Below are 19915 nucleotides of genomic sequence, written 5' to 3' on the forward strand. Positions count from 1 at the left end.
TATGGTAAGTGGCACGACTCCGTACCCGAACTGAGTTTTGATAACTGAGGCGTAATGGGTACGCAATCGGTGACTACGTACCCGAGTAGGGAGCTTTATCACAATAAACACTGTTAATTGAACAGATGTTTGAAAGCATACAAGAGCTTTTCATTATGGTAAGTGGCACGACTCCGTACCCGAACTGAGTTTTGATAACTGAGGCGTAATGGGTACGCAATCGGTGACTACGTACCCGAGTAGGGAGCTTTATCACAATAAACACTGTTAATTGAACAGCTATTGGAAAGCGGATAAGAGTCTTTTCATTTTAGTAAAGAACAAGACTCCGTACCCGAACTGGGTTTCGATAGCTTAATCGTCATGGGTACGTGGTTTGTGACTACGTACCCGAGTAGGGAGAGAGTATGTTGTTTTTAACAACGCCCAACAAAGACCATAGGGTGACTACGTACCCGAACTGTAGTTGCTGCGGGATAACACCTTGTGTACGGCTTCATTGAACCCGTACCCGAATAAATAAGGTACGGAATAACAGTTAAAAACATAGCGGAGCGTTAATGTCTAAAGAAGCTATTTTAAAAGCAAGAACAGAAATGAAAAAAGTCGTGGAAGATCTTGTAGCTGAAGCAAGAGAGATCATAGATGACTATTGGATTGAGTGGAGGGTAAAAAATAAAGAATTAGGAGCATTAGAAAATGCAGAGCCGGGTAAATCGAAATATTTACGCGGAAACATAGCTCCCCGAATAACGGTTAGGACTGGAAAGCATTATCTTGAATGGGTTTTCTATGGGCCCGGAAGATATGGTTCTAAAAATAAAAGTTGGGGTGATCGGATACAACCAAGAAAAGGGCCTTATTACCACTTATCACAATTTAAAAAAGCACAAGACTGGGAGTACGAATTAATAGAAACCGCAGAAATGAAATTACGATATATACGCTATGCGCTGGAAAGCATACATACGAGTCAAATCTACTTGAAGCGTCTAATAGTGAAAATTAATCAGCAAACTGATGAAAATAGTGAGGACCAAAATGACTGATAAAGTAAAACCACAAAAACAGAACAATAAAAAAGCCAGAAGCGAGTTCGTGCAAACTCGTAAAGCTTTACCCTATACCCTTCAATTTCAATCAGACGCAATGCTGAGATATATGGGAAGAAATGGCGGCATGGCAGCAGGTGCATTTCAGCGTATAGCAGGCCTTATTCAATTTACAGCAAACAACACAGAGGTTCGTGAGCGATTAGATACTTGGTTTGAAGGGGTTATGAAAACGGCTACGGAGCGAGCTATCGGCTTAAACCACCAGCAGGAAAAATATAGTGATGGTCTTATTATCAATATTGAAAAGCCAAAAGTACCCGATAATTACAACCAGGTAATAGAAATTACACACCCCGTTTTTTGGCAGTTTATAGGCCTCGTCGAAATGCTGGATAGCGTTATGGCAGAGATAGAGTTTCTTTGGCTAGCTGGTCACTTAGAGGATGTACACCTTGAAAACGCAAATGGTCGTGCAGTTAATACAGTTCGAGAGTTAGTTAACAGAATTTATTATGTGACAACTGCATCACGCAACCGTGAAGGTGGTTTATATTCTGCTAAGGCTTTTAAAGAGCTAATGAGTGCGTTGAACAAGGGGGAGCTTGCACCGGATCACGTTGCTGAAGATGAAGATGATAAAGCAAAAGAAGTAGCAGAAGCGAAGCCTAAAGAAAAGCAACAATCGCCTGCAAAAGAAAAACAACTTAAAGCGCAAACGCCCAGCGCTTAACGGAAATACAAAATGCTACGTCAACTAATGAGTAAGTTGCATAAGCTATCTTTAGGGGCTGTTAAGTTAACAGCCCCTAAAGTTACTGATGTGACAAGTGAACCAAACTTATCAATTGAAGACCTTATTCGGTATCCACCTGAAACCAAGGGCATTCCTATTATAAAGCTCGATAAAATTATGGCATCACAAGCTGAAATTTTAAGGTTGATGCATAGGGACTCGGGGTTATTAGATCCGCAAGATGATTCAATGATTAAATCATCTAAAGCTAATAAGAGAGGTAAGCCAAGTAATGAGCTTGATTTAAATTTTGACACTCTATTTAGGCAGGTTGTAGTTAATTATATTAGGTATGTTCATTTACTCCCTGCTTCAGAAAATCATCATCACTGTGATGTTGGCGGTCTTATTCGTCATAGCCTTGAAGTTGCTTTAAATAGCTTGCGTAAGTCTCAGCAGCAAGTATTACCCGCAATTGGTCATTTAGACGAAGAGCAAAATAGAAAACCTAGATGGCAATACGCTGCATGGGTTTGTGGGTTGCTGCATGATGCAGGCAAGGTTTTATATGACATGCGCGTATACGATACTGAAACTGGTAAAGATTGGAATCCGTATCTATCTGACTTATATACGTGGGCCAGTGAAAATAACGTTAGCCGATACAGGGTTGTTTGGAGGCCAGAGCATAGGCATAAAAAGCATGAAAATCTGAGCGTAACTGTTTTAGAGTGGGTTCTAACAAAGGAAGCCAAAGCGTACCTAATGGATAACACAGATGAATTGCCTATCGCTATGAATCACTGTTTATCTCATTACGGCAATACTCAGGGTTTTTTACAAAACTGCTTACGAGCTGCGGACAGCGCAAGTACAGAAAAAGATATTCAAACGCAGTGGCATGAAATGATTGGCAAGAGACGATACCCATTGGAAAGTGCAATAGTCAATGCAATGCGGCGTTTGCGTGACGAATGGACAGTCAACGAGGCAAAAGCGTTTGTATGGATAATCGGTGACGAAGTTTTTTTGAGTTGGCCGAAAGCCATACAGATGATTGTTAAACGATTACAGGACGACAAAGTAGATGTGCCAGTAAACCCAACACGGGTGGTAGAAATATTAGAAGAAAGAAATCTAGTTAAAAAATTAGACCAGACAGCCAACTACAGCATGTTTACTCCAAAGGGTATTAAGAACATCACTTCTCCAGAAAGAGTCATTTGTTTGTCTTGGCCGGGGCTTTTGTACGAAACCATGCCAACACCAAAATCGATACCGGGCACTTTAAGGCTTAACAATGAAGGAAAGGCTTTGGAGTACAACCCTGACGGCACTATAACCCTAATTGAAAGTGAGTCGGAAACAAATAGCGAAGAGCGTGCACCCGTAACTGTAGGCGTAAAGCCGAAAGCTGAAAGCGAAACATCTATTGTAGAAACTAAGTCGGCAAATGAATCAGTAACAAGAAGGGCCAAAAGCACCCCTGTTAAAAAAACCACGAAAGCAGTGCAGGAAAATGATAAGCAAGCTAAGGCAAAAAAATCGAGTAATAACAAACCCAGCTCTGATTTGGGTAATAAAGGTTTGTCATTTGTAAATCAAGCTACCGCAAGCACGGGGGCAAAGCCAAGCAAAAGTGAAGATGCTAAGCAGCCTGCCAAAGATATAAGCAAATCTTCACCTGAGAAAACTCAACCAGCTAAACCAAGACCTAACGATAAAGAGCAATCTAATAAGGCTGCTAAACAAGTAGCTCCCAAAGAAGTGGTTGAAGCTAAAGCTAAGGCTAGCAATATCAAACTGGCTTGTGAGGAAGAAACTAAACCAAGCAAAAAAGAGCAAGCTGACAAAAAAGAGCAAGCTGACAAAAAAGGCGGCAAAGATGTAATTGGAAGCATGCTAAGAAATAAGCGTGCAGCAATACAATCACAAGCTCAACAAGTGGCGCAGGTAGAAAAAAAGGGTTGGCTAAAGCGAAGTGTTGATACCGCAAATTCAGGAGAGTTGGCAATAAAGGGTGTGTGTGTGGCGCTCAGTTCTGGTGACATAAAACTAGATTTAGGTGAGCACGTATTCTTACGAAACAGCCTGCTTTACATAAGCGCAGTTTATATAGCAGACACGCTAAAACTAGATGTTGGTGAAGTCACGACAGATTTAAAGCTAAATAAATTGCTTAAGTACGACTTATTGAAACCAAACCAACTTGTGAAACGTGAGAGCTTTGGCAAGCAAACTGTTATGTGTGTTTGCTTAACTAAAAAGCTAACAACTGAGCTACTTAATGAGCTTGGCTTAACAGTTTCAAGCATCAACTACTCACAACTAGGTGAAGAAAAAAGCAAGCCACAAGTCAATCATGGAGAGAAGGTGAGTGAAGATGCCCAAGTACCCAACACAAAAGGCTCAAGCTCAACAGCTGTAGAACCGCCGAATATCACGAGTGAGTTTTTAGAATATTTAACAAACATGGTTATGGGTGAAGCCCTACCTGAGTTTATTAAGCACTCTGAAAAAGGGAGCTTTTATGCTGTGCAGCTTAACGAAGCAATAAGTGGCTTTGGTGATGCTATACCAGACAAGGAAAAATTAATTTTAAAAAAGGAAATACCTACTTTAGCTGTTGGTACAGAAAAACATCTTAATTCAAAAGGCGAGCAAGCACGGTACTTGCTATTAGAAAAACATATTATCGGATAAATAAGGAAGCATCATGGCTACAGATAGAGGAAAGCAGTTTTGGATGGAAAACCTATTTCGGCCAGTGTTTGAGCTACGTTTAGCTCAAATATGGTTTATAGGCGGCGTTATAACAATCATAACAGGTGGTTTAGCTTTTGATACAGAAGTGCCGGCACACCTAGTATTAGGCGGGGCTATGGTTTTTATTGGTCTAGTCCGGTTGAAACAGGGGCTACCTCTTTTAAAGAGGCAGTTTAGGTTGTTTGTAAACTACTTTTATGTAATCACAACTCTGAGTTTTCGAAAGCGAAACTTTAAAAATCCGGATCTAGCTTTTCTAGGCAAAGGCTTTGAGTGGGGGCCTGAGCATGCACAGCGCGCATATCAAGTTATGTCTATGTCTAGTGAGTTTAAGGAGGTAAAGCTCCCATTGGTTTTAAAGCCATTTAGTAAGCGTTATGAGGAAACAACGAGAAAACTTGGCGGTAGATCGTGGATACAAGGTCTAGGTGATGAAAAAGAAATAAACGCCAATGAAAGTGTGTTTCATGCCCACTCTGTAATATTTGGAAACCCCGGTACGGGCAAAACAACACTTTTAAAAATGCTCTCGTCAGGTGCACTACATAGAAATAACGTAATAATTATTATAGATCCAAAAAACGACTCGGCTTGGCGTGAAGGTATCGAATCTGAATGTAAAGCTTTAGGTATGGAAGATAGGTTTTACTTTTTCCACCCCTCACACCCAAGCAAGAGTTGTAAAATAGATCCAATGAGTTCATACGCAAGAACTACAGAGCTTGCATCACGAATAGCATCACTGTTGCCGGGAGACTCAGAATCAGACCCATTCGTACAATTTGCATGGAAATGTATTTACCAAGTAATTGAAGCAATGTTCTATGTAGATGAGAAACCGCAGTTAACAAGTGTTGGTTATTACCTCATGTCAGGCAAGCGCATACTGGCAGAAAGGTGTTTGAAGAAACTGTTTGATAAAGCACTTGGTGAAGAATGGGTAAAATCTATGGGTACATCGCTAGAGAAGGCGGGTGGCGGCGACATGCTCACAGGTATGATTATGTACTACCAAAAGAACTTAATGGTAGAGCATGAATGCCAAGCTATTGAGGGAATAATCTCTATGGTTACGCATGACACTCAGCATATGAGCAAAATGCTTTCATCTACAGCGCCTTTATTTGCCCAATTGACATCCAAGCCACTAGATGAGCTTTTATCACCAAAACTTACGATGGATGAAGATGATCACGTTAGACCGCTAGTTGACGTAGATAAGCTAGTTAGAACAGGCGGGGTACTTTATGTGGCACTTGATAGTTTATCGGATGCGATGGTTGCGTCAGCAATAGGTAAATTAGTGTTGGCCGATGTGTGTGCTGCATCAGCAAGGCGTTATAACTATGACGGTGGTGAGGGGCGCCGAGTTAGTCTTTTTGTTGATGAAGCCCATGCATGTATAAACGATCCACTAATAAACATGATGGCAGTTGCTCGTGGTGCTAAGTTTGAGCTGTATGTTTCTAGCCAAACTCTACCGGACTACATAGCCAAAACAGATGAAGCACAAGCACGTCGAATCTTGGGTTTAGCCTCAAATTTATTCTGTTTGCGTGTGAACGACAACATAACTCAGGAATACGCCACAGAAAACTTTGGTGAAGCAAATATTAGAAACGTAGGTTATTCGATGAACTCAGGAGTTTCAACTGGTGGAAACATTGGTGACTTTGCTGGTGGGTTAAAAGAGGAGCTAACTCAAACCAAAGAGAAAATATTTCCAGCCAGTATGTTAGGTGACTTACCGAACCTCCAATACATAGCTCGACTAGCTGATGGCCGTAAGATAAAAGGGCGAATCCCATTTTTAAATGAAGCAGAGGTTAAGTAGATGTTTGGTAGTGATGAAAAAGCCACGGTACAAACGGCATTCATTCCAAAGATGATAGCTGCAGTCGCAATGATTTCATTAGCATATATTTTATTGTTTATGACGCCAGAAAACTACCGCGCAACATTACAAGCAGAAATAAACGCACTAAAACCAATTATAGGCAAGTTGGAATCAGATGAGGTGTTACAGCGTGCAAGTGGCATGTATTCATGGGCGTTTGTAGATACCGGAATAATATCGGCAATGGAAGACAGTGCCATACCGACAGGGGAAATAAACGGCGAGTCATTTTGGATACAGCCGTTGATCCGAATAGTTGAAAACTTAAAGTTACTTTTTTACCAGTCAAGTTACAGGATGTCAGTTTTCTTGCATTGGTTAGCACTTGGCCTGCCTTTCATATTCGCAATGGCAGCTGATGGTTTATACAAAAGGAAAATAAAGCAGTACGAGTTCGGTGTAACAAGTGTAAACATTTTCAAAATATGGGTTAAAGCAGGTGTTTTTGCTTTTTTCATAATTGATATTTATTTCATATTTCCGGCGGCCGGCATTTTTGGTGTTTTACTTCCCCCAATTATGTTTTTAACCATAGGTTTTGCAATACGTTATGCATTATCGAATATAAGTAAGATTTTCTAACCATTACATAGCCCTACTTACTACATAGGTAGGGCAAGCACAGGAGTTAATATGTTTAAAAACCCATTTACGAAAAGCGGCCCCAAGCCAACAGGTACTTTACCAGAGGTTATAGCTCAAGAAAGCGCTAAGCATTTGCGGATAAGTAGATTTAAGGCCTCAGCAATAGGGTTAGGTATTTTATTAAGTATTGGTTTCACTTTGAGTGACAAGGCCAGTGAAAAAATAGGGCCACATATAGCCATAGTAAGTCTAAGTGGCGCAATAGAGACAGGTAGCAAAGAAACAGATGGCTGGATGGTGAGCAACCTTATTGTTGATGCAATGAAAGATAACAATGTAAAAGCCATCGTAATAGAGGCCAATTCTGCTGGTGGCTCACCAACAGATGCAGAGCATATTTATAAAACGCTAATGTCTTATAGGTTAGAGGATGTATCAAAACCAATATACGTGACAATTAGAGGTATGTGCGCTTCAGCTTGTTATTTAATCGCGGCAGGTGCAGATGAAATATACGCTCAAAATTCTAGTTTAGTTGGCTCTATAGGTGTTCGTATGGACTCATGGGGCTATGAAGGTGCTTTAAGTAAGCTAGGCATAGAAAAGCGAGTTTTCCATGCAGGTAAACATAAAACGCTACTCGAACCATCAAAGGATGTGTCAAGCGTTGAACGTCAGTTCTTACAAAACAATATACTGGATAAATTACATCAGCAATTCATTAGCTCCGTCAAGCAAGGGCGTGGAGAAAGATTGGCAGATAATGATGATATTTTCTCAGGTTTGATATGGACAGGTGAAGAGTCAGTTGAGCTAGGGTTAATAGATGGGGTTAAGACACCGACAGAATTAGAAGCAATGATTAAAGATAGGCATGGTGTAAGCAAGTATATCTATCATGGCCGTCAGAAATTTAAGCTATCGAACTTATTTTCCATGGATGCAGAAAGTTTTACGAGCTCAATTGCGGGTTCAATCTATTCAGAATTAAAAAATGACGTTAAAAACAATGCAAATTCATACTCATTTAAATAAGTACCCCTACAGAACGCTACAAAATGAACACGCAAGCTAAATTAATTTGGCATTATTCGTTTCGGAAGTTAAACATTTTGTTTGACGTTTTTTAAAATCAAAAAGAGAGATCAAAAAATGCACGCAAATGCAATTGAACAAAACACTATTGGCACAGCAATGTCACAGCGCAACGTTTTATTGGCACTGTCGGTGGTTGTAGGGGCTATATTACTTTATATGGGCTTTGATGCTTTTGCAGCAACTGGCTCGCTAGAAGCAGAGTTCGCAGATATGTGGACAGAGATTAAAGGTGTTGCAGCTGGTGCACCGGGTAAAATCTTAATGATGCTTATGGTATTAGGTGTAATCTTTTTCTCTACTGTAAAACCTAACTTAGTAGGTTTTGCTGGTTGTGTTGTTTCAGTTCTAGTTCTAGCTAACGCTGGCAACATTATCGACAACTCTTTAACAGCTACAATTTTTGAAGCACCAGCTTCATTACTGCCGTTACTAGGTCGTTAATCTGCATGAACAGGGCGCACAGTTTATTGTGCGCCCTAGTTTTGTCTAAAGAAAACTTTGAGGCGATATGGACGAACAAAAGCATCATTTACGGGCGGATCAGCATTATTTACCTATAAGAGTAAATGAGCCAATGATGGTGATATTTTGGGATGTTGATGAAGTACGGCCAATAATTCTATCTTTTGCGTTAGGTGTACCGTTTGATGCAATCAACTATGCGATTCCATTAGGGTTGCTTTATTTCTATGTTGCTAAGCGAATTAAAGCAAAGTACGCGAAAGGCATACTTTCACATATGTCTTGGTGGCACGGTTTACTGCCAATGAAATCGACACGCTCAATGCCAGATCCACTTATAAGAGAACTATTCCGTTAGGAGCATAACCAGTGTTAAAAAATTCCAAAGCCCTAAACTCTTGGAGTCATAGCGTATCATTGGCTAAAACGATGGCTCAGGGTAATTTGGCCTTAGCTATAGCAGTTTTAGGTTTAACGTATGCGGTTTTAAGTAAAGAAGAAACAGTTGTTGTAGTACCACCTACATTTACAGAAGAAATAACCTTTGTTGGTAACCAGGCAAGTGAAGCATATAAAACGGGTTGGGGGCTATTTGCCGCAAATTTAGCGGGGAATATCAGTGAGCGAAATTCTCAATTTGTTGCAGATACATTGAGAAAAATGTTTAAAGCGAAAGATGCTGGGGATTTTGAGCGACAACTTATGGCCCAAGTAGAGGCGCTTAAAGTAAGGGGTGTACGCGAGAATTTCACACCTTTAGACCTAATTTATAACAGTGAAGTTGACACTGTTTGGGTATACGGCGACAAGAAAACAGTTTCAGTACGCTCAGGTGCTTCAACCACTCAGAAGTGGACTTATGAAGTACGCATAGTTGCCAGTACGGGAATGCCAAAAATAATACACTTTACACAGTATGAGGGTGCACCAAACACTCGCAAACGTGTAACACAAATGCGTGAAGTTAAAGCTGAAGAAAAGAAAAAAGCTAATCAAGAAAATAATGACGGGGCTGAGAGCAAGTAACATGAATCGATTTAATCAAACAAAATTAGCATTGGTATTAACTATGGCTCTGTCAGCAAGCGCTTTTGCTAATGAAGAAAACATTGCCAGTGATATACCTGTAACGCCAATTAATAAAGAACGTATCCCAGTTGCTACACCTGAAGCAGCAAACTTTGATCCAAATGACACATCTGTATCAAAAGCAATTGATAAAGCTATGTTCGATGCAATGGCAAATAGCTTACCTGAAAATACAGTAAAGCAAGCTTTGGACGCTCGTAGTGGCAAAGTTGATCTGTATGGCAGACCAATACAAGAGGGTGCGAAACCTGAAGTAAGAACAGAGCTTCAAGCTACACCAATATTGCCGGGTACTACAGCGGCCAATCGTGTAGGCGAAAATGATCAAGGTTCTCCTTTAGCATCAATTTTGCCAGAAATATCAGGCCGTGACCCTGTTATCGATAAGGTACGAAAGAAATATAAGCCTCACCAAGTAATTAAACTTAAGCCAGGCAAGAGCGAATTAATACCTATTGCTCTTGGCCTACAGAACCGTATAGCTACCACATTTAAAGAAGCGGAAGTAAGAACTTCAGATTCGGAGGTACCTATTTCTCAAGAAGGTGGGTTTGTTTATATAACTCCATTATCAGAAACACCAATTGGATTAATGATAGGTGAAGCAGGTATGCCTGAAACAATGGTAAGCCTAACACTTATGCCGCTAGATGTGCCTCCTGTAATGGCAGAAGTAAATGTTGATATGCCAAAATCAATGAAATACAAACACAGCAAGTTTTTAGCGGAAAAAAATGAAATTAAAGATGAGCAACAGAGAATATCTGAAATTAAGAAAAAACCTGTTTCGAGTAATGACCCACGTATAAATGAGAAGCATGTTGAGCGCGCAACTAGCATATTGGTAGAAGTGGCTGGTGGTGAGATACCAGCAGGTTTCGATTTGGTTGATAAAATACCAGAAGACGAGCGTTTTCCTTGTGACATTAGACAAATGGGCATGTATCACGAAGTTGGCCAACGATTAATTAGCGGGCGCGAGTTAATAGATGTTGTACGTATTAAAAACGATATTAACGGGTTTAGAGAAGTACGCGAAGAATTCTGTTTGGGTGAAGATGTAATAGCCGTTGGGGTGTTTGATAAAGCTACTTTAGCTCCAGGCGAAGATACAGAGCTTTACATACTTAGAGATAAGTTGCATATGGAAAGAAAAAGTAAAGTTCGCCTACGTCCGCGCCTAACATCTACTAATTAATCGGAGGCTATATAATGGACATGACAAGTATTAAAGCTAAATTTCAAGAGCAATGGGAAGTACCTAAAGTAAGATACGGCATCCTTGGTGGCGTAGCATTCATGATCATGGTCATGGTCGCATTCAATACGGATGATTTAGATAACACTGGTGCACAAGGAGATACTGTAGGCACATCAGCTAAGAAGCGCAAAAAAGTAGAGGCTAACTTCTTTACACAATCGGGTGCAGATAGTATTGACCAAGGTCGTATGGATGAAATTTACGATCTAATGGAAGAACAAATGTCTGAGCGTGAAAAGGCTATTGATGATCGTGAACAAGAAATGAAAATGATGGAAAGCCGCTTATTGAAAGAGCTTGATTCATTAAAGTTTGTTCAAAATGACCTTAAACGTGAGTTAGAGATTCAAAAAACTGCGTCAACTGATTTGGCTACCCAAGGTAAAGCCAGTTCTAATTTTGCGCCTACTCAGCGTAATTTGCCTACAAACAATCAAGTAGTTGCACCTAACAACCAAGCAATGCAGCAGCCGGACCAGCCAATACAACAAAGACAAATGTCTAATGCAGTGAACAATATAATGCCGAAAGTTATGGACAGAAAGCGTGTAGGTATCAGAACGATAAACAATGCAGGTGATTACTTCATTGACTCGCAGGGTAATGTGCTTGATCAAACACCAGAGAGCAAAAAAAACACTGACACGGTTGATGAGCCAGAATTAGCTAAATCAGATGAGGATGAAGAACCAAGAGAAATATTCTTGCCTGCAGGAAGCATTTTGAGTGGTGTGTTAATTACCGGCATGGATGTACCAACAGGTAGCTCAGTAAAGCGCGATCCATTCCCTTCAATTCTAAGAATCAAAAAAGAAGCTTTATTACCAAATAACTTCTCAGCTGATATTAGAGAGTGCGTAATTGTTTCTTCTGCTGTAGGTGATATAGCTAGCAGACGAGCATACCTACGAGCAGAGGCAATTAGCTGTGTAACAGAAGATGGTAAAGCGGTTGAAGCTAATTTGAATGCTTTTGCTGTTGGTGCTGATGGCCGCAACGGTGTGCCGGGAAGGTTGGTTTCCAAAAACAGTGAAGCGGTAGCCAAGAGTGCGTGGGCGGGTTTCCTGAGCGGTATAGCAAATTTAGCTGGTACATCTTCAGTTAGTATTGGTGACAATAAAACGGGTGCTTACGGTGTTTTTCAATCTCAAGAGGCGATGAAAACGCTTGCTGGTTCTGCAGCATTGCAGGGAGCTGGTGATGCGATGGATCGTTTAGCAGATTACTACATAGAAATAGCTGAGCAAATGAAGCCTTACATTGAAATCAACCCGGGCATTAGCATCGACTTTATCATTCAACGCGGCTCAAGCTTACGCATAGAGTAATCTATGCGTACCACATAAACTAAGAGAAAAATTATGAACAATCAGGCAAAGAAAAACATCGGAATACTATTGGTATGGACTTTATTGCTGAGCTCTGTGTTTTGGTGGTTCCTTGACCATCAAAAAGAGCAGTTTGAAATACAGTCTCAGTCACTGGAGCGCAAGGTAGATATTTTAGCAAAGCAGGTTTCTATAATGCCGAAAATCATAACTCTTGATTTAGCTGAAGCTGCATATCAATGGGCAGGGCGTGATGATAAATTAGCAATAAAGGCTGTAGAAACAACAATAAATTTCTATAACGAAAAAGGTTACTTAATTCTTGATAATACAAGTGTTTTAGGTGATTCAAGAAAGTTTAAGGGCAACGTACCTACGCCCGAGAAGATGCAAAAAATGATGGCCGATGCAAATGGTGAAAATTAAGAGTTATTAGCCATACAGAGAGATTGGCAGTTATTTTTAACGGCCAAACTCTCTGTGTTGACAATGCAAGAAGTGCTTGAAGAATAATTGAAAAGTGGTATTAGTATTGTTTCTGAGGTACATAGAAGGTTATTTATAATGATTAATAAAACTTTAATATCAATCCTAGTAGCTGGTGGTATGGCACTTACAGTACAGGCTAGCCACTTACAAAAAGTATTAGCGACCGTAGAATATGAACTTACTGTTGCAGACTCTGAAGCAACGGCGCGAGCTTACGCGATTAAAAAAGCTGAAAATGAAGCGTTAAGTAAAGCAGTATCAGATTACTCTATAAAAACGAGTATAAATGGCAATGGCAATGTTAGCGAAGACAGCACATTTTCCATTGGCAGAATTGATAGTAATAAAATTTTATCTGAAGGCATAAAGCCATGCAGCAACGGCCAAAATGAAAACTCAAAGTGCTACCACCTAAAAATGGAAGCTATGGTAGATGCAGGTTATGTATCTCCTACACCAGAACAGCTTGAGCAAGCTAATAAAGCGTTAGAAGCTTTAAACGAACTACTAATAAAATAACCCCTCATAGCAGTTTCATTTATTAAACGCTTTTTTTTGAACTCATAATAAGTCCCCCTATATAACCCTACAAAATCGCCACGAAAGCTGTTTTCTTTATTTAAAATGACATCATAGTTATATACATAAGGGCATATTGTGAAGCAGCATGGATTAGTCAAAGCAATCATTGGGGTAAGCTTATCACTAATGACACTGGGAGTTTCTGCCGACCCGCTATTAGAGCAAGCCAAAAAACTGGAAGCTAGAGGGCAGGGCTTAACAAAGAGCGTTGGCTTAACTAAACCGGTAGGTGAAGGTGAAATTAAAAAAGCACTAGCAAACTTCAACGACTTAACTTGGACTCATATTTTACCAATAAACAATCTAGTAATGATTGAAAACAAAGATGGTGAAAAAATCTTAATGGATACAGAAGCACGCATAGCTATACGCGGCAACGTTGAAGTTTATGATTTATGGAATAAAAGACCAATCAACACCCTAGCGGATGCAAAAGCTTCGTGGTTAGTGAGTTTGGATAACTTCAATATTAAAACAGGTGATTTAGCGAGCTACAAGTTTGGTCTTGATAAAAAGAAGCCTGATATAACGATATTTGTTGATCCGCTTGGGGATTATAACTCATCACTTTTCGAGCAAATGCGAGCGATGGCTGGTGATTATGCTTTTGAAATTATATTAACACCATTGTTAGGTGACGCTTCTCAGGTTGAAGCGCTTAAGCTTTGGTGTAGCCGTGACCAAGAAAAATCACTTGAATCACTCATGAACTCAAAACCTTCACAAGAGAAGATATTTCCTACTTGCGATAAAAACCCAATTATAAAAGGTCTGGGCCTAGCTGGAATATTGCATTTCAAAGGGCTACCGCACCTAATTAGATCGGATGGCCTGCAAAATCAGGGAACCCCGAATAACCTTAAAGAGTTTATGACTCGTAGCACAGATAACTTAGGAAAGGTCGATGTTAAAGAAGCTAAATAAATTAAGTAAATCTGCTCTATTAACTGGAACAGTAATTATTGTTAGTGGTTGTAGTAGCTTACTAGAAGTGGGCGAGCCACCAACAGAATGCCCGACAGCTGCAAATGGTGGCGTTACCTGTACTAGTGCCCGTGATGTTTGGAAAATGACTAACAACAAAGATGAGATAACTTCTCATGATATTGAAGACAAGTCACACCCTCATTACCATGAGCATAATGAAAGCAAAACTAAATCAGCGCCAATGCCGTATCCAGGTGGCACACCTGCAGAACGCAAAGCCATTTATACAGACTACAGTAATAACCGCGATAAATTAGCCGCGCCGGAGCCAATTGCTGTACGACAAGATCCGAAAATTTTACGTGTTTTAGTAAATTCTTGGGAAGACAAGTCAGGCCGCCTTCATATGCCGGGCTATACATATGTTGAAATAGAAAAGCGTAAGTGGGTTGTTGGTCGTGGCGCTACCCTTAACCCATCAAGGATTACCCCTCTGAGCATTAGAAAGCAATCTCTAAGCGAAGAGCGTCAGCATAATCCTACCGAAGACAATGGTATGGGCATAATTAAACGTAACACAACTCAATAACTGAGGCATTAATGGCTGGAATATTAGATAAATACAACACCTTAATGGGGCATAACCAATATGGGGATGTGTTACCTGTTTTAGAGTACATACCTGAATTAAAAGGCTTCATTTTAGATGGCGGATATATAGGCTTTACTTTTATTTGCCAGCCACTAACGGGTGTAAATACAGATTTAATGAATGCGCTAGATGATTTGTATCAGCGTACATTCCCTGATGATAGCTTTATGCAAGTAAGCTTATTTGGCTCCCCATACATCAAGTGGATTTTAGACCGCTTTGGCAATATACGCGAGGGTAGAGACTCGGGTGAAATGGGCGAATTATATGATGAAATTGGCAGAACCACTCATAAATACTATGAAGATAGCGTTGATACAGCACTACATCCAGCTTCGGGACTGAAAGTACGAGACTATGAGGTGTGGGTTTCATTCAAAATGCCACTAAAAAAACAAGAGCCCTCGAAAGACGAGCTTAAAACGTTTAGACGTATGTACTTACAGCTAAAATCAACTCTTGAATCAATTGGCGCATGGCCGCAGGATATGACAGCAGAGCTGTATGTGCACCGCATGCAAATCATTCATAACCAAAGCAAAGATGCAGATTGGCGCAAAGGCGTATGTGGTCACGATGCTGGTATGCCGCTTCGCTATCAAGTGATGGAGCGAGGAAATCGTGCAGTAGTTCACCAAGACGGTATTGAATTTGGAGATTGCGATAAGGGTGAAGGCTCATTTGTTAAGATGCTATCTGTGCAGCGCTTCCCTGAAATACTAACTTTTGGGGATATGTATGACTTAGTTTGTGACTGGCGCCGTGGTCGCGAGGGTTTACGTGAACCCTTTTTAATGACATTGAATATACATTTTCCTAACCAAGAAAAAGCGAATAACGAATTTGTAAAAAATAGAAACTGGCTGACGCACCAAGCATCTGGGCCACTAGCCAAATGGGTTGATCGCTTAAGGTTTCAAAAGAAAGACTATGACGAATTTTATCTTTCAATGGAAAACAAAGGCGCTCAAATAGCCAATTGTTACTTACAAATGACTATATTTTGTGAAAATAGAAACACTGCAGAACGCTCAGTAATGGACGTGCAATCATTTGCTTCTAAACGAAAATGGAAATTTGTAGAGGATAAATATATTTGTTTGCCTCTGTATTTATCCTCCTTACCTATGGGGTTAGATACGGCTAGCGTTAAAAACTTTCACCGGTTCAACCGCTTTGCATCTGATGCATTGAAGTTTATAACGCCGATGATAGCGTCATGGAAAGGTAACGGTTTAGGTAGACCTACTGTACCGCTTGTTACTCGTGACGGGCAGTTATTCTGTTTTGACCCGTTTACATCTGACGGTAACTTCAACATGTTTACTGCAGCCGCTAGTGGTTCCGGTAAATCATTCTGGATCAACTACCTTGTTTCTAACGTACTCACTTCAGGTAACGTCGGTGGTGGTAATTTATTTAGAGAAACGCCCCTAGACGATCACCAAAAACCATTAGATAGTGGCCGAGTATTTATCATTGATGTTGGCCGAAGCTATGAAAAGTTATGTGACCTATACAACGGGAGGTTTTTGGAGTTTGGTGCCAACTTTAAATATTCTTTAAACCCGTTTAAGTCTATTCATGAGTTTGCGGGTAAAGATGGCCAAGGTGATATGGTTTTATCATTGTTAAAGTACATGGCATCGCCTTCAGGCGCGTTAACAGACTTCCAAACCGCACGAATGAACGTATTGCTTAACGACCTGTGGAATCAAAAGCGTCAAGACTCAACAATAGACGACTTTGCAGAGCTATGTATTGCTGACCATGATCCAAGGGTTAAAGATATAGGCCACCAGCTTGAACCATGGTGTAAAGCAGGACCTTACGGAGAGTTTTTTAATGACGAAAACCCACCGGTAGATTTCTCGGGTAACTTCGTTGTTATTGAACTCGAAGAATTGAAGTCGCGTAAGCAGCTTCAAATAGCTGTTTTATTGCAATGTATAAGTTGTATTCAACACGAAATGTTCCTATCGGGAAAAGAGAAAAACAAGCTCTTTATTCTCGACGAAGCCTGGGAATATATTAAGATTAAGGGGGGTGCTGGTTTAGCTGTTGCAGAGTTCTTAGAAGCTGGCTGGCGTCGTTTTCGTAAGTATCAAGCTTCAGGTATTTGTATAACTCAAGGTATCTCTGATGCCTACGAAACTGAGGTTGGTAGAGCTATGGCAGATAACTCACAATTTAAGGTTTTTCTAAGGCAAGAACCAGAGGTTATTGAAAAGGTAAGAGCTAACAAACAGTTCGATGGCAACGAGACAGATTTTGAGTTACTTAAATCAATTCACACCATCAAAGGCCAGTATTCTGAATTATACATTCGTACCGGTGGTTCACGTGAAGTCTGCCGTCTATTTGTACCTCGCTATCAGCAGTTAATGTTTACAACTGATGGTAAAGAGCTGGCTGCTATTGATGCTCATCGACAAAGGGGTTTAACCATTGCTCAGGCAATTCAAGCGGTAATGAATGATGAGGAAAGCCATGGCGCTAAAACAAGTAAAAAGGAAGAAGAGCAAGTTAGTGTAGACGACCTTGAGGAAATCTTAAGAGCTTAATCAGACTGCTAAATTAAAAAGGGGCTTTTGTAGCCCCTTTTTTAAATTTATGGGGTTGCGCGTTTACAACTACCGCTTAAATTAGTCTTTAACGTGTTTGTATACAGCAAGCTAAAAGGCTATGGCAAGAACTGTACTTACTATAAAATCTATCTTAATAACGGATTAAACAAATGAAAAATGAATTAGCGAATAAAATCTCAGTCTTCTGGTCGAAATTCCCATCACATATAAACTTTTTAGAGCAGAGCGTTAAGCTTGGTCACAATGAAGAATTTAAAAATCGTTACGATAAAATAAACGAAGAAGCCAAAAATATACACCCAGCATTACAAGTAGAATTCACCGTAGACATGATGGAATCAAAAGTAGACGGAATTATTATAACTTCTAAGGAAAAGGGCGAAGGCCGAACTATCTCGATTACAATTGCTAAGATGTGCCCTGAGAACTTAAAACCATTTGTAACGCCTTATAGACTTCCAGTATTGCCGTGGGATAAAGATGTAAGTAAAAGCTGGCTGTATGATTTGTGCCGCCAGTATGGGATGCCTAGCGTAGCTACTGAGGTTGGTGATTGCCTTGCAAATGCAAAGTGTGCTGTTAAATTTAATGAGGGCAATGGTAAACTATTAATTCAATTTTCATTCAAAAACAAAAAAGAGCACAAAGCAGTCGGTGATGAATTGGTTTTGCTGATGTTTGATATGCTTCTAGGTGAGCAAATCATAGCTGAGGCAATTGAATTACTGAGTATAAACACACTAAAAGAGCTGAAAGAACGTAAAGGTAATTGGTTAATCAAAGACGGACTTCAAATGCGAGACTTAGTGCTGACCGCGCTAATGTAAACTAAACAATGATTTTACAATATTTTAATAGGGATATACCGTGAACAACATTCATAGCCTTCATAGCCTAATGCCTAAGCCAATAAAGCTAGATCTAAAGGTTATGAACGCAATATCTTATACAATAGAGTACATGCGAACAGTGCAGTCGCAATTCCTGCCAAGCAAATACAGAGAGTTAACATCAGAATTTATCACACATGCACCATTCATAGTTTTTGCAGGAGAGACTAATAGATCGATGCTTAAGCCTTTAGTAAATTTCGGTATTGCTGTAAAACAAGATCCTCAATTTATCCCTTGGGTTTATATCACAGATGCAGTTGATACATGGCTGCCGTTTGTCAAATCAAGATATGATGGGGCCTTTGGTGATTCGATAGATAAGGCCTCTGAATCAGTAGAGTTAGCAATAAATATACTGCCCAAGTTATTTGCTCAACATCCAGATATAAAGCGTAGGTATTACACTTTCAAAGAGTTACCGTGTGAGTTAGCGGCATGGACTGTTTATACGGAAGAGCTAGGTTACTGCACCTTCACAATAAGACCTTCGAGAATAAAATCCATTGATTATAGTGTTAAGCTTGGGGCTTTTCACCTTGTGCCTACACAGGCACTGTTAGAGCTAGGGTGGCGTTTATCGGGAGGTTTAATTATGGAGTTAGATAAAAATAAAAAAGAAGCATACCGCGATGGAAAATGGATTCAGAAAGATGATACGGCTATGGGGTAAGCCGTATCAGGTTGGTGCTGTAACATAAAAAACCCTAGAAATGGCTTATATGAAAGTGATTTTGTATAACAACTTTACGAGCATTTTTTTGCTCCAGTGATAATTCATTTTCAAAATCACAATACTTATATTTTGCTGGTGGCTGCGGCTCAAAGAAAATAATACAGACAATAACTGCAAGCAAAACAATAATACCCAATACAAACATAAACCTACCTCCTTCATTAATTTAGTATACTTATTATCTCCCAAGTAACAGAACGCGCAACCCACTAAAACATATAAAGAAAAAGCCACAAAAGTATCTCTTTGCGGCTGCATTATTAAGCTTGTCTTACTGCGGTATTGCTGTCGGTGGACATTAAACATTAGAACTATGACACTAAAGTTTGATAACTGTGACATTAAAGTTCGAGATTTTTTGCGTAGCTTGCCTTTTGCCCTAACAAAGTTTTGCACCTTTCAAAGCTTTGAACTCATTATGGAAATGGCGATATAACAAAAATGGACGCAGCAACTGATAGAAAAGTAGATTTTGATAGTGCTATTACAGCAGCTTATGCGTACAAGAGCGACTATGCTGAATTATCAGAATGGGGTGTAACACCTGAAGAACTTGATGATATAGCAAAAGAACAGTCAATTTTATAACATTGGAATTTTTGTATTTACCAGTGGTAATTCTTACAAAACACTCCTTTTCAGGGAGCTAACACCAGTCTATGAAAAGCTATTCCTAATTATTATAAAATTATCAGTCAAAATTGCCTTTGAATATCTCACAAAATTCATGCAATTCTTTTATTAAAACATAGTATGCTTTGGCATCACTAACTGAAT

Annotated in this window: 20 protein-coding genes; 19 read left to right on the forward strand and 1 reads right to left on the reverse strand. The window is 39.8% G+C overall.

The features are described from left to right. The first annotated feature begins 560 nt into the window (after window positions 1-560). From mobI to H5058_RS11100, 18 genes are all read left to right on the forward strand, one after another. Window positions 561-1049, forward strand: coding sequence for a conjugative transfer protein MobI(A/C) (mobI, locus tag H5058_RS11015; protein ID WP_182678213.1), 489 nt, complete (start codon window positions 561-563; stop codon window positions 1047-1049). Continuing rightward, entirely contained in the window at window positions 1042-1785 is a 744-nt protein-coding gene (locus H5058_RS11020; protein WP_182678215.1) for a hypothetical protein, read from the forward strand. Before mobI ends, H5058_RS11020 begins: the two co-directional genes overlap by 8 nt. Before the next feature lie 12 nt (window positions 1786-1797). Beyond that, a complete protein-coding gene (mobH, locus tag H5058_RS11025; RefSeq protein WP_182678217.1) occupies window positions 1798-4491 on the forward strand; it encodes a MobH family relaxase in 2694 nt (897 codons plus the stop codon). Window positions 4492-4504: 13 nt separating this feature from the next. After that, complete coding sequence (gene traD, locus H5058_RS11030; protein ID WP_182678219.1) at window positions 4505-6388, forward strand: conjugative transfer system coupling protein TraD; 1884 nt, start codon at window positions 4505-4507, stop codon at window positions 6386-6388. After that, the gene (locus H5058_RS11035; RefSeq protein ID WP_182678221.1) at window positions 6389-7033 is read left to right on the forward strand and encodes a DUF4400 domain-containing protein; all 645 of its coding nucleotides are present in this window, start codon (window positions 6389-6391) and stop codon (window positions 7031-7033) included. Window positions 7034-7084: 51 nt separating this feature from the next. Continuing rightward, a complete protein-coding gene (locus H5058_RS11040) occupies window positions 7085-8071 on the forward strand; it encodes a S49 family peptidase (protein WP_182678223.1) in 987 nt (328 codons plus the stop codon). Between the two features lie 117 nt (window positions 8072-8188). Beyond that, complete coding sequence (locus H5058_RS11045) at window positions 8189-8575, forward strand: hypothetical protein (protein WP_182678225.1); 387 nt, start codon at window positions 8189-8191, stop codon at window positions 8573-8575. A 67-nt stretch (window positions 8576-8642) separates the two neighbouring features. Continuing rightward, window positions 8643-8954, forward strand: coding sequence for a type IV conjugative transfer system protein TraL (traL, locus tag H5058_RS11050; RefSeq protein WP_182678227.1), 312 nt, complete (start codon window positions 8643-8645; stop codon window positions 8952-8954). Window positions 8955-8965: 11 nt separating this feature from the next. Further along, entirely contained in the window at window positions 8966-9622 is a 657-nt protein-coding gene (locus H5058_RS11055) for a TraE/TraK family type IV conjugative transfer system protein (RefSeq protein ID WP_182678229.1), read from the forward strand. A 1-nt stretch (window position 9623) separates the two neighbouring features. After that, complete coding sequence (locus H5058_RS11060; RefSeq protein WP_182678231.1) at window positions 9624-10883, forward strand: hypothetical protein; 1260 nt, start codon at window positions 9624-9626, stop codon at window positions 10881-10883. Window positions 10884-10897: 14 nt separating this feature from the next. Further along, complete coding sequence (locus H5058_RS11065) at window positions 10898-12274, forward strand: TraB/VirB10 family protein (protein WP_182678232.1); 1377 nt, start codon at window positions 10898-10900, stop codon at window positions 12272-12274. A gap of 33 nt (window positions 12275-12307) precedes the next feature. Continuing rightward, window positions 12308-12700, forward strand: a complete 393-nt coding sequence (locus H5058_RS11070) for a hypothetical protein (protein ID WP_182678234.1) — start codon at window positions 12308-12310, stop codon at window positions 12698-12700. Between the two features lie 138 nt (window positions 12701-12838). After that, window positions 12839-13282 carry a hypothetical protein gene (locus H5058_RS11075; RefSeq protein WP_182678236.1) on the forward strand — a complete coding sequence of 148 codons (444 nt, stop codon included), beginning with the start codon at window positions 12839-12841 and terminating at the stop codon, window positions 13280-13282. Between the two features lie 138 nt (window positions 13283-13420). Next, complete coding sequence (locus tag H5058_RS11080; RefSeq protein ID WP_182678238.1) at window positions 13421-14269, forward strand: hypothetical protein; 849 nt, start codon at window positions 13421-13423, stop codon at window positions 14267-14269. After that, window positions 14250-14861, forward strand: coding sequence for a TraV family lipoprotein (locus tag H5058_RS11085; RefSeq protein WP_182678240.1), 612 nt, complete (start codon window positions 14250-14252; stop codon window positions 14859-14861). Before H5058_RS11080 ends, H5058_RS11085 begins: the two co-directional genes overlap by 20 nt. 11 nt (window positions 14862-14872) lie before the next feature. Next, the gene (locus H5058_RS11090; protein WP_182678242.1) at window positions 14873-17488 is read left to right on the forward strand and encodes a TraC family protein; all 2616 of its coding nucleotides are present in this window, start codon (window positions 14873-14875) and stop codon (window positions 17486-17488) included. A 173-nt stretch (window positions 17489-17661) separates the two neighbouring features. Beyond that, window positions 17662-18339 carry a hypothetical protein gene (locus H5058_RS11095; protein WP_182678244.1) on the forward strand — a complete coding sequence of 226 codons (678 nt, stop codon included), beginning with the start codon at window positions 17662-17664 and terminating at the stop codon, window positions 18337-18339. A gap of 40 nt (window positions 18340-18379) precedes the next feature. Next, on the forward strand, window positions 18380-19075 hold the full coding sequence (locus H5058_RS11100; protein ID WP_182678246.1) for a hypothetical protein: 696 nt from the start codon (window positions 18380-18382) through the stop codon (window positions 19073-19075). 34 nt (window positions 19076-19109) lie between these two features. Here the strand turns inward: H5058_RS11100 and H5058_RS11105 are convergent, their stop codons facing one another. Next, complete coding sequence (locus tag H5058_RS11105) at window positions 19110-19283, reverse strand: hypothetical protein (RefSeq protein ID WP_182678247.1); 174 nt, start codon at window positions 19281-19283, stop codon at window positions 19110-19112. A gap of 296 nt (window positions 19284-19579) precedes the next feature. On the opposite strand from H5058_RS11105, the gene H5058_RS11110 reads away from it, so the two are divergent. Next, the gene (locus tag H5058_RS11110; RefSeq protein WP_182678249.1) at window positions 19580-19726 is read left to right on the forward strand and encodes a hypothetical protein; all 147 of its coding nucleotides are present in this window, start codon (window positions 19580-19582) and stop codon (window positions 19724-19726) included. The last annotated feature ends 189 nt before the right edge of the window (window positions 19727-19915 follow it).

Source organism: Pseudoalteromonas sp. SR45-4 (assembly GCF_014163535.1).
Lineage (GTDB): Bacteria > Pseudomonadota > Gammaproteobacteria > Enterobacterales > Alteromonadaceae > Pseudoalteromonas > Pseudoalteromonas nigrifaciens.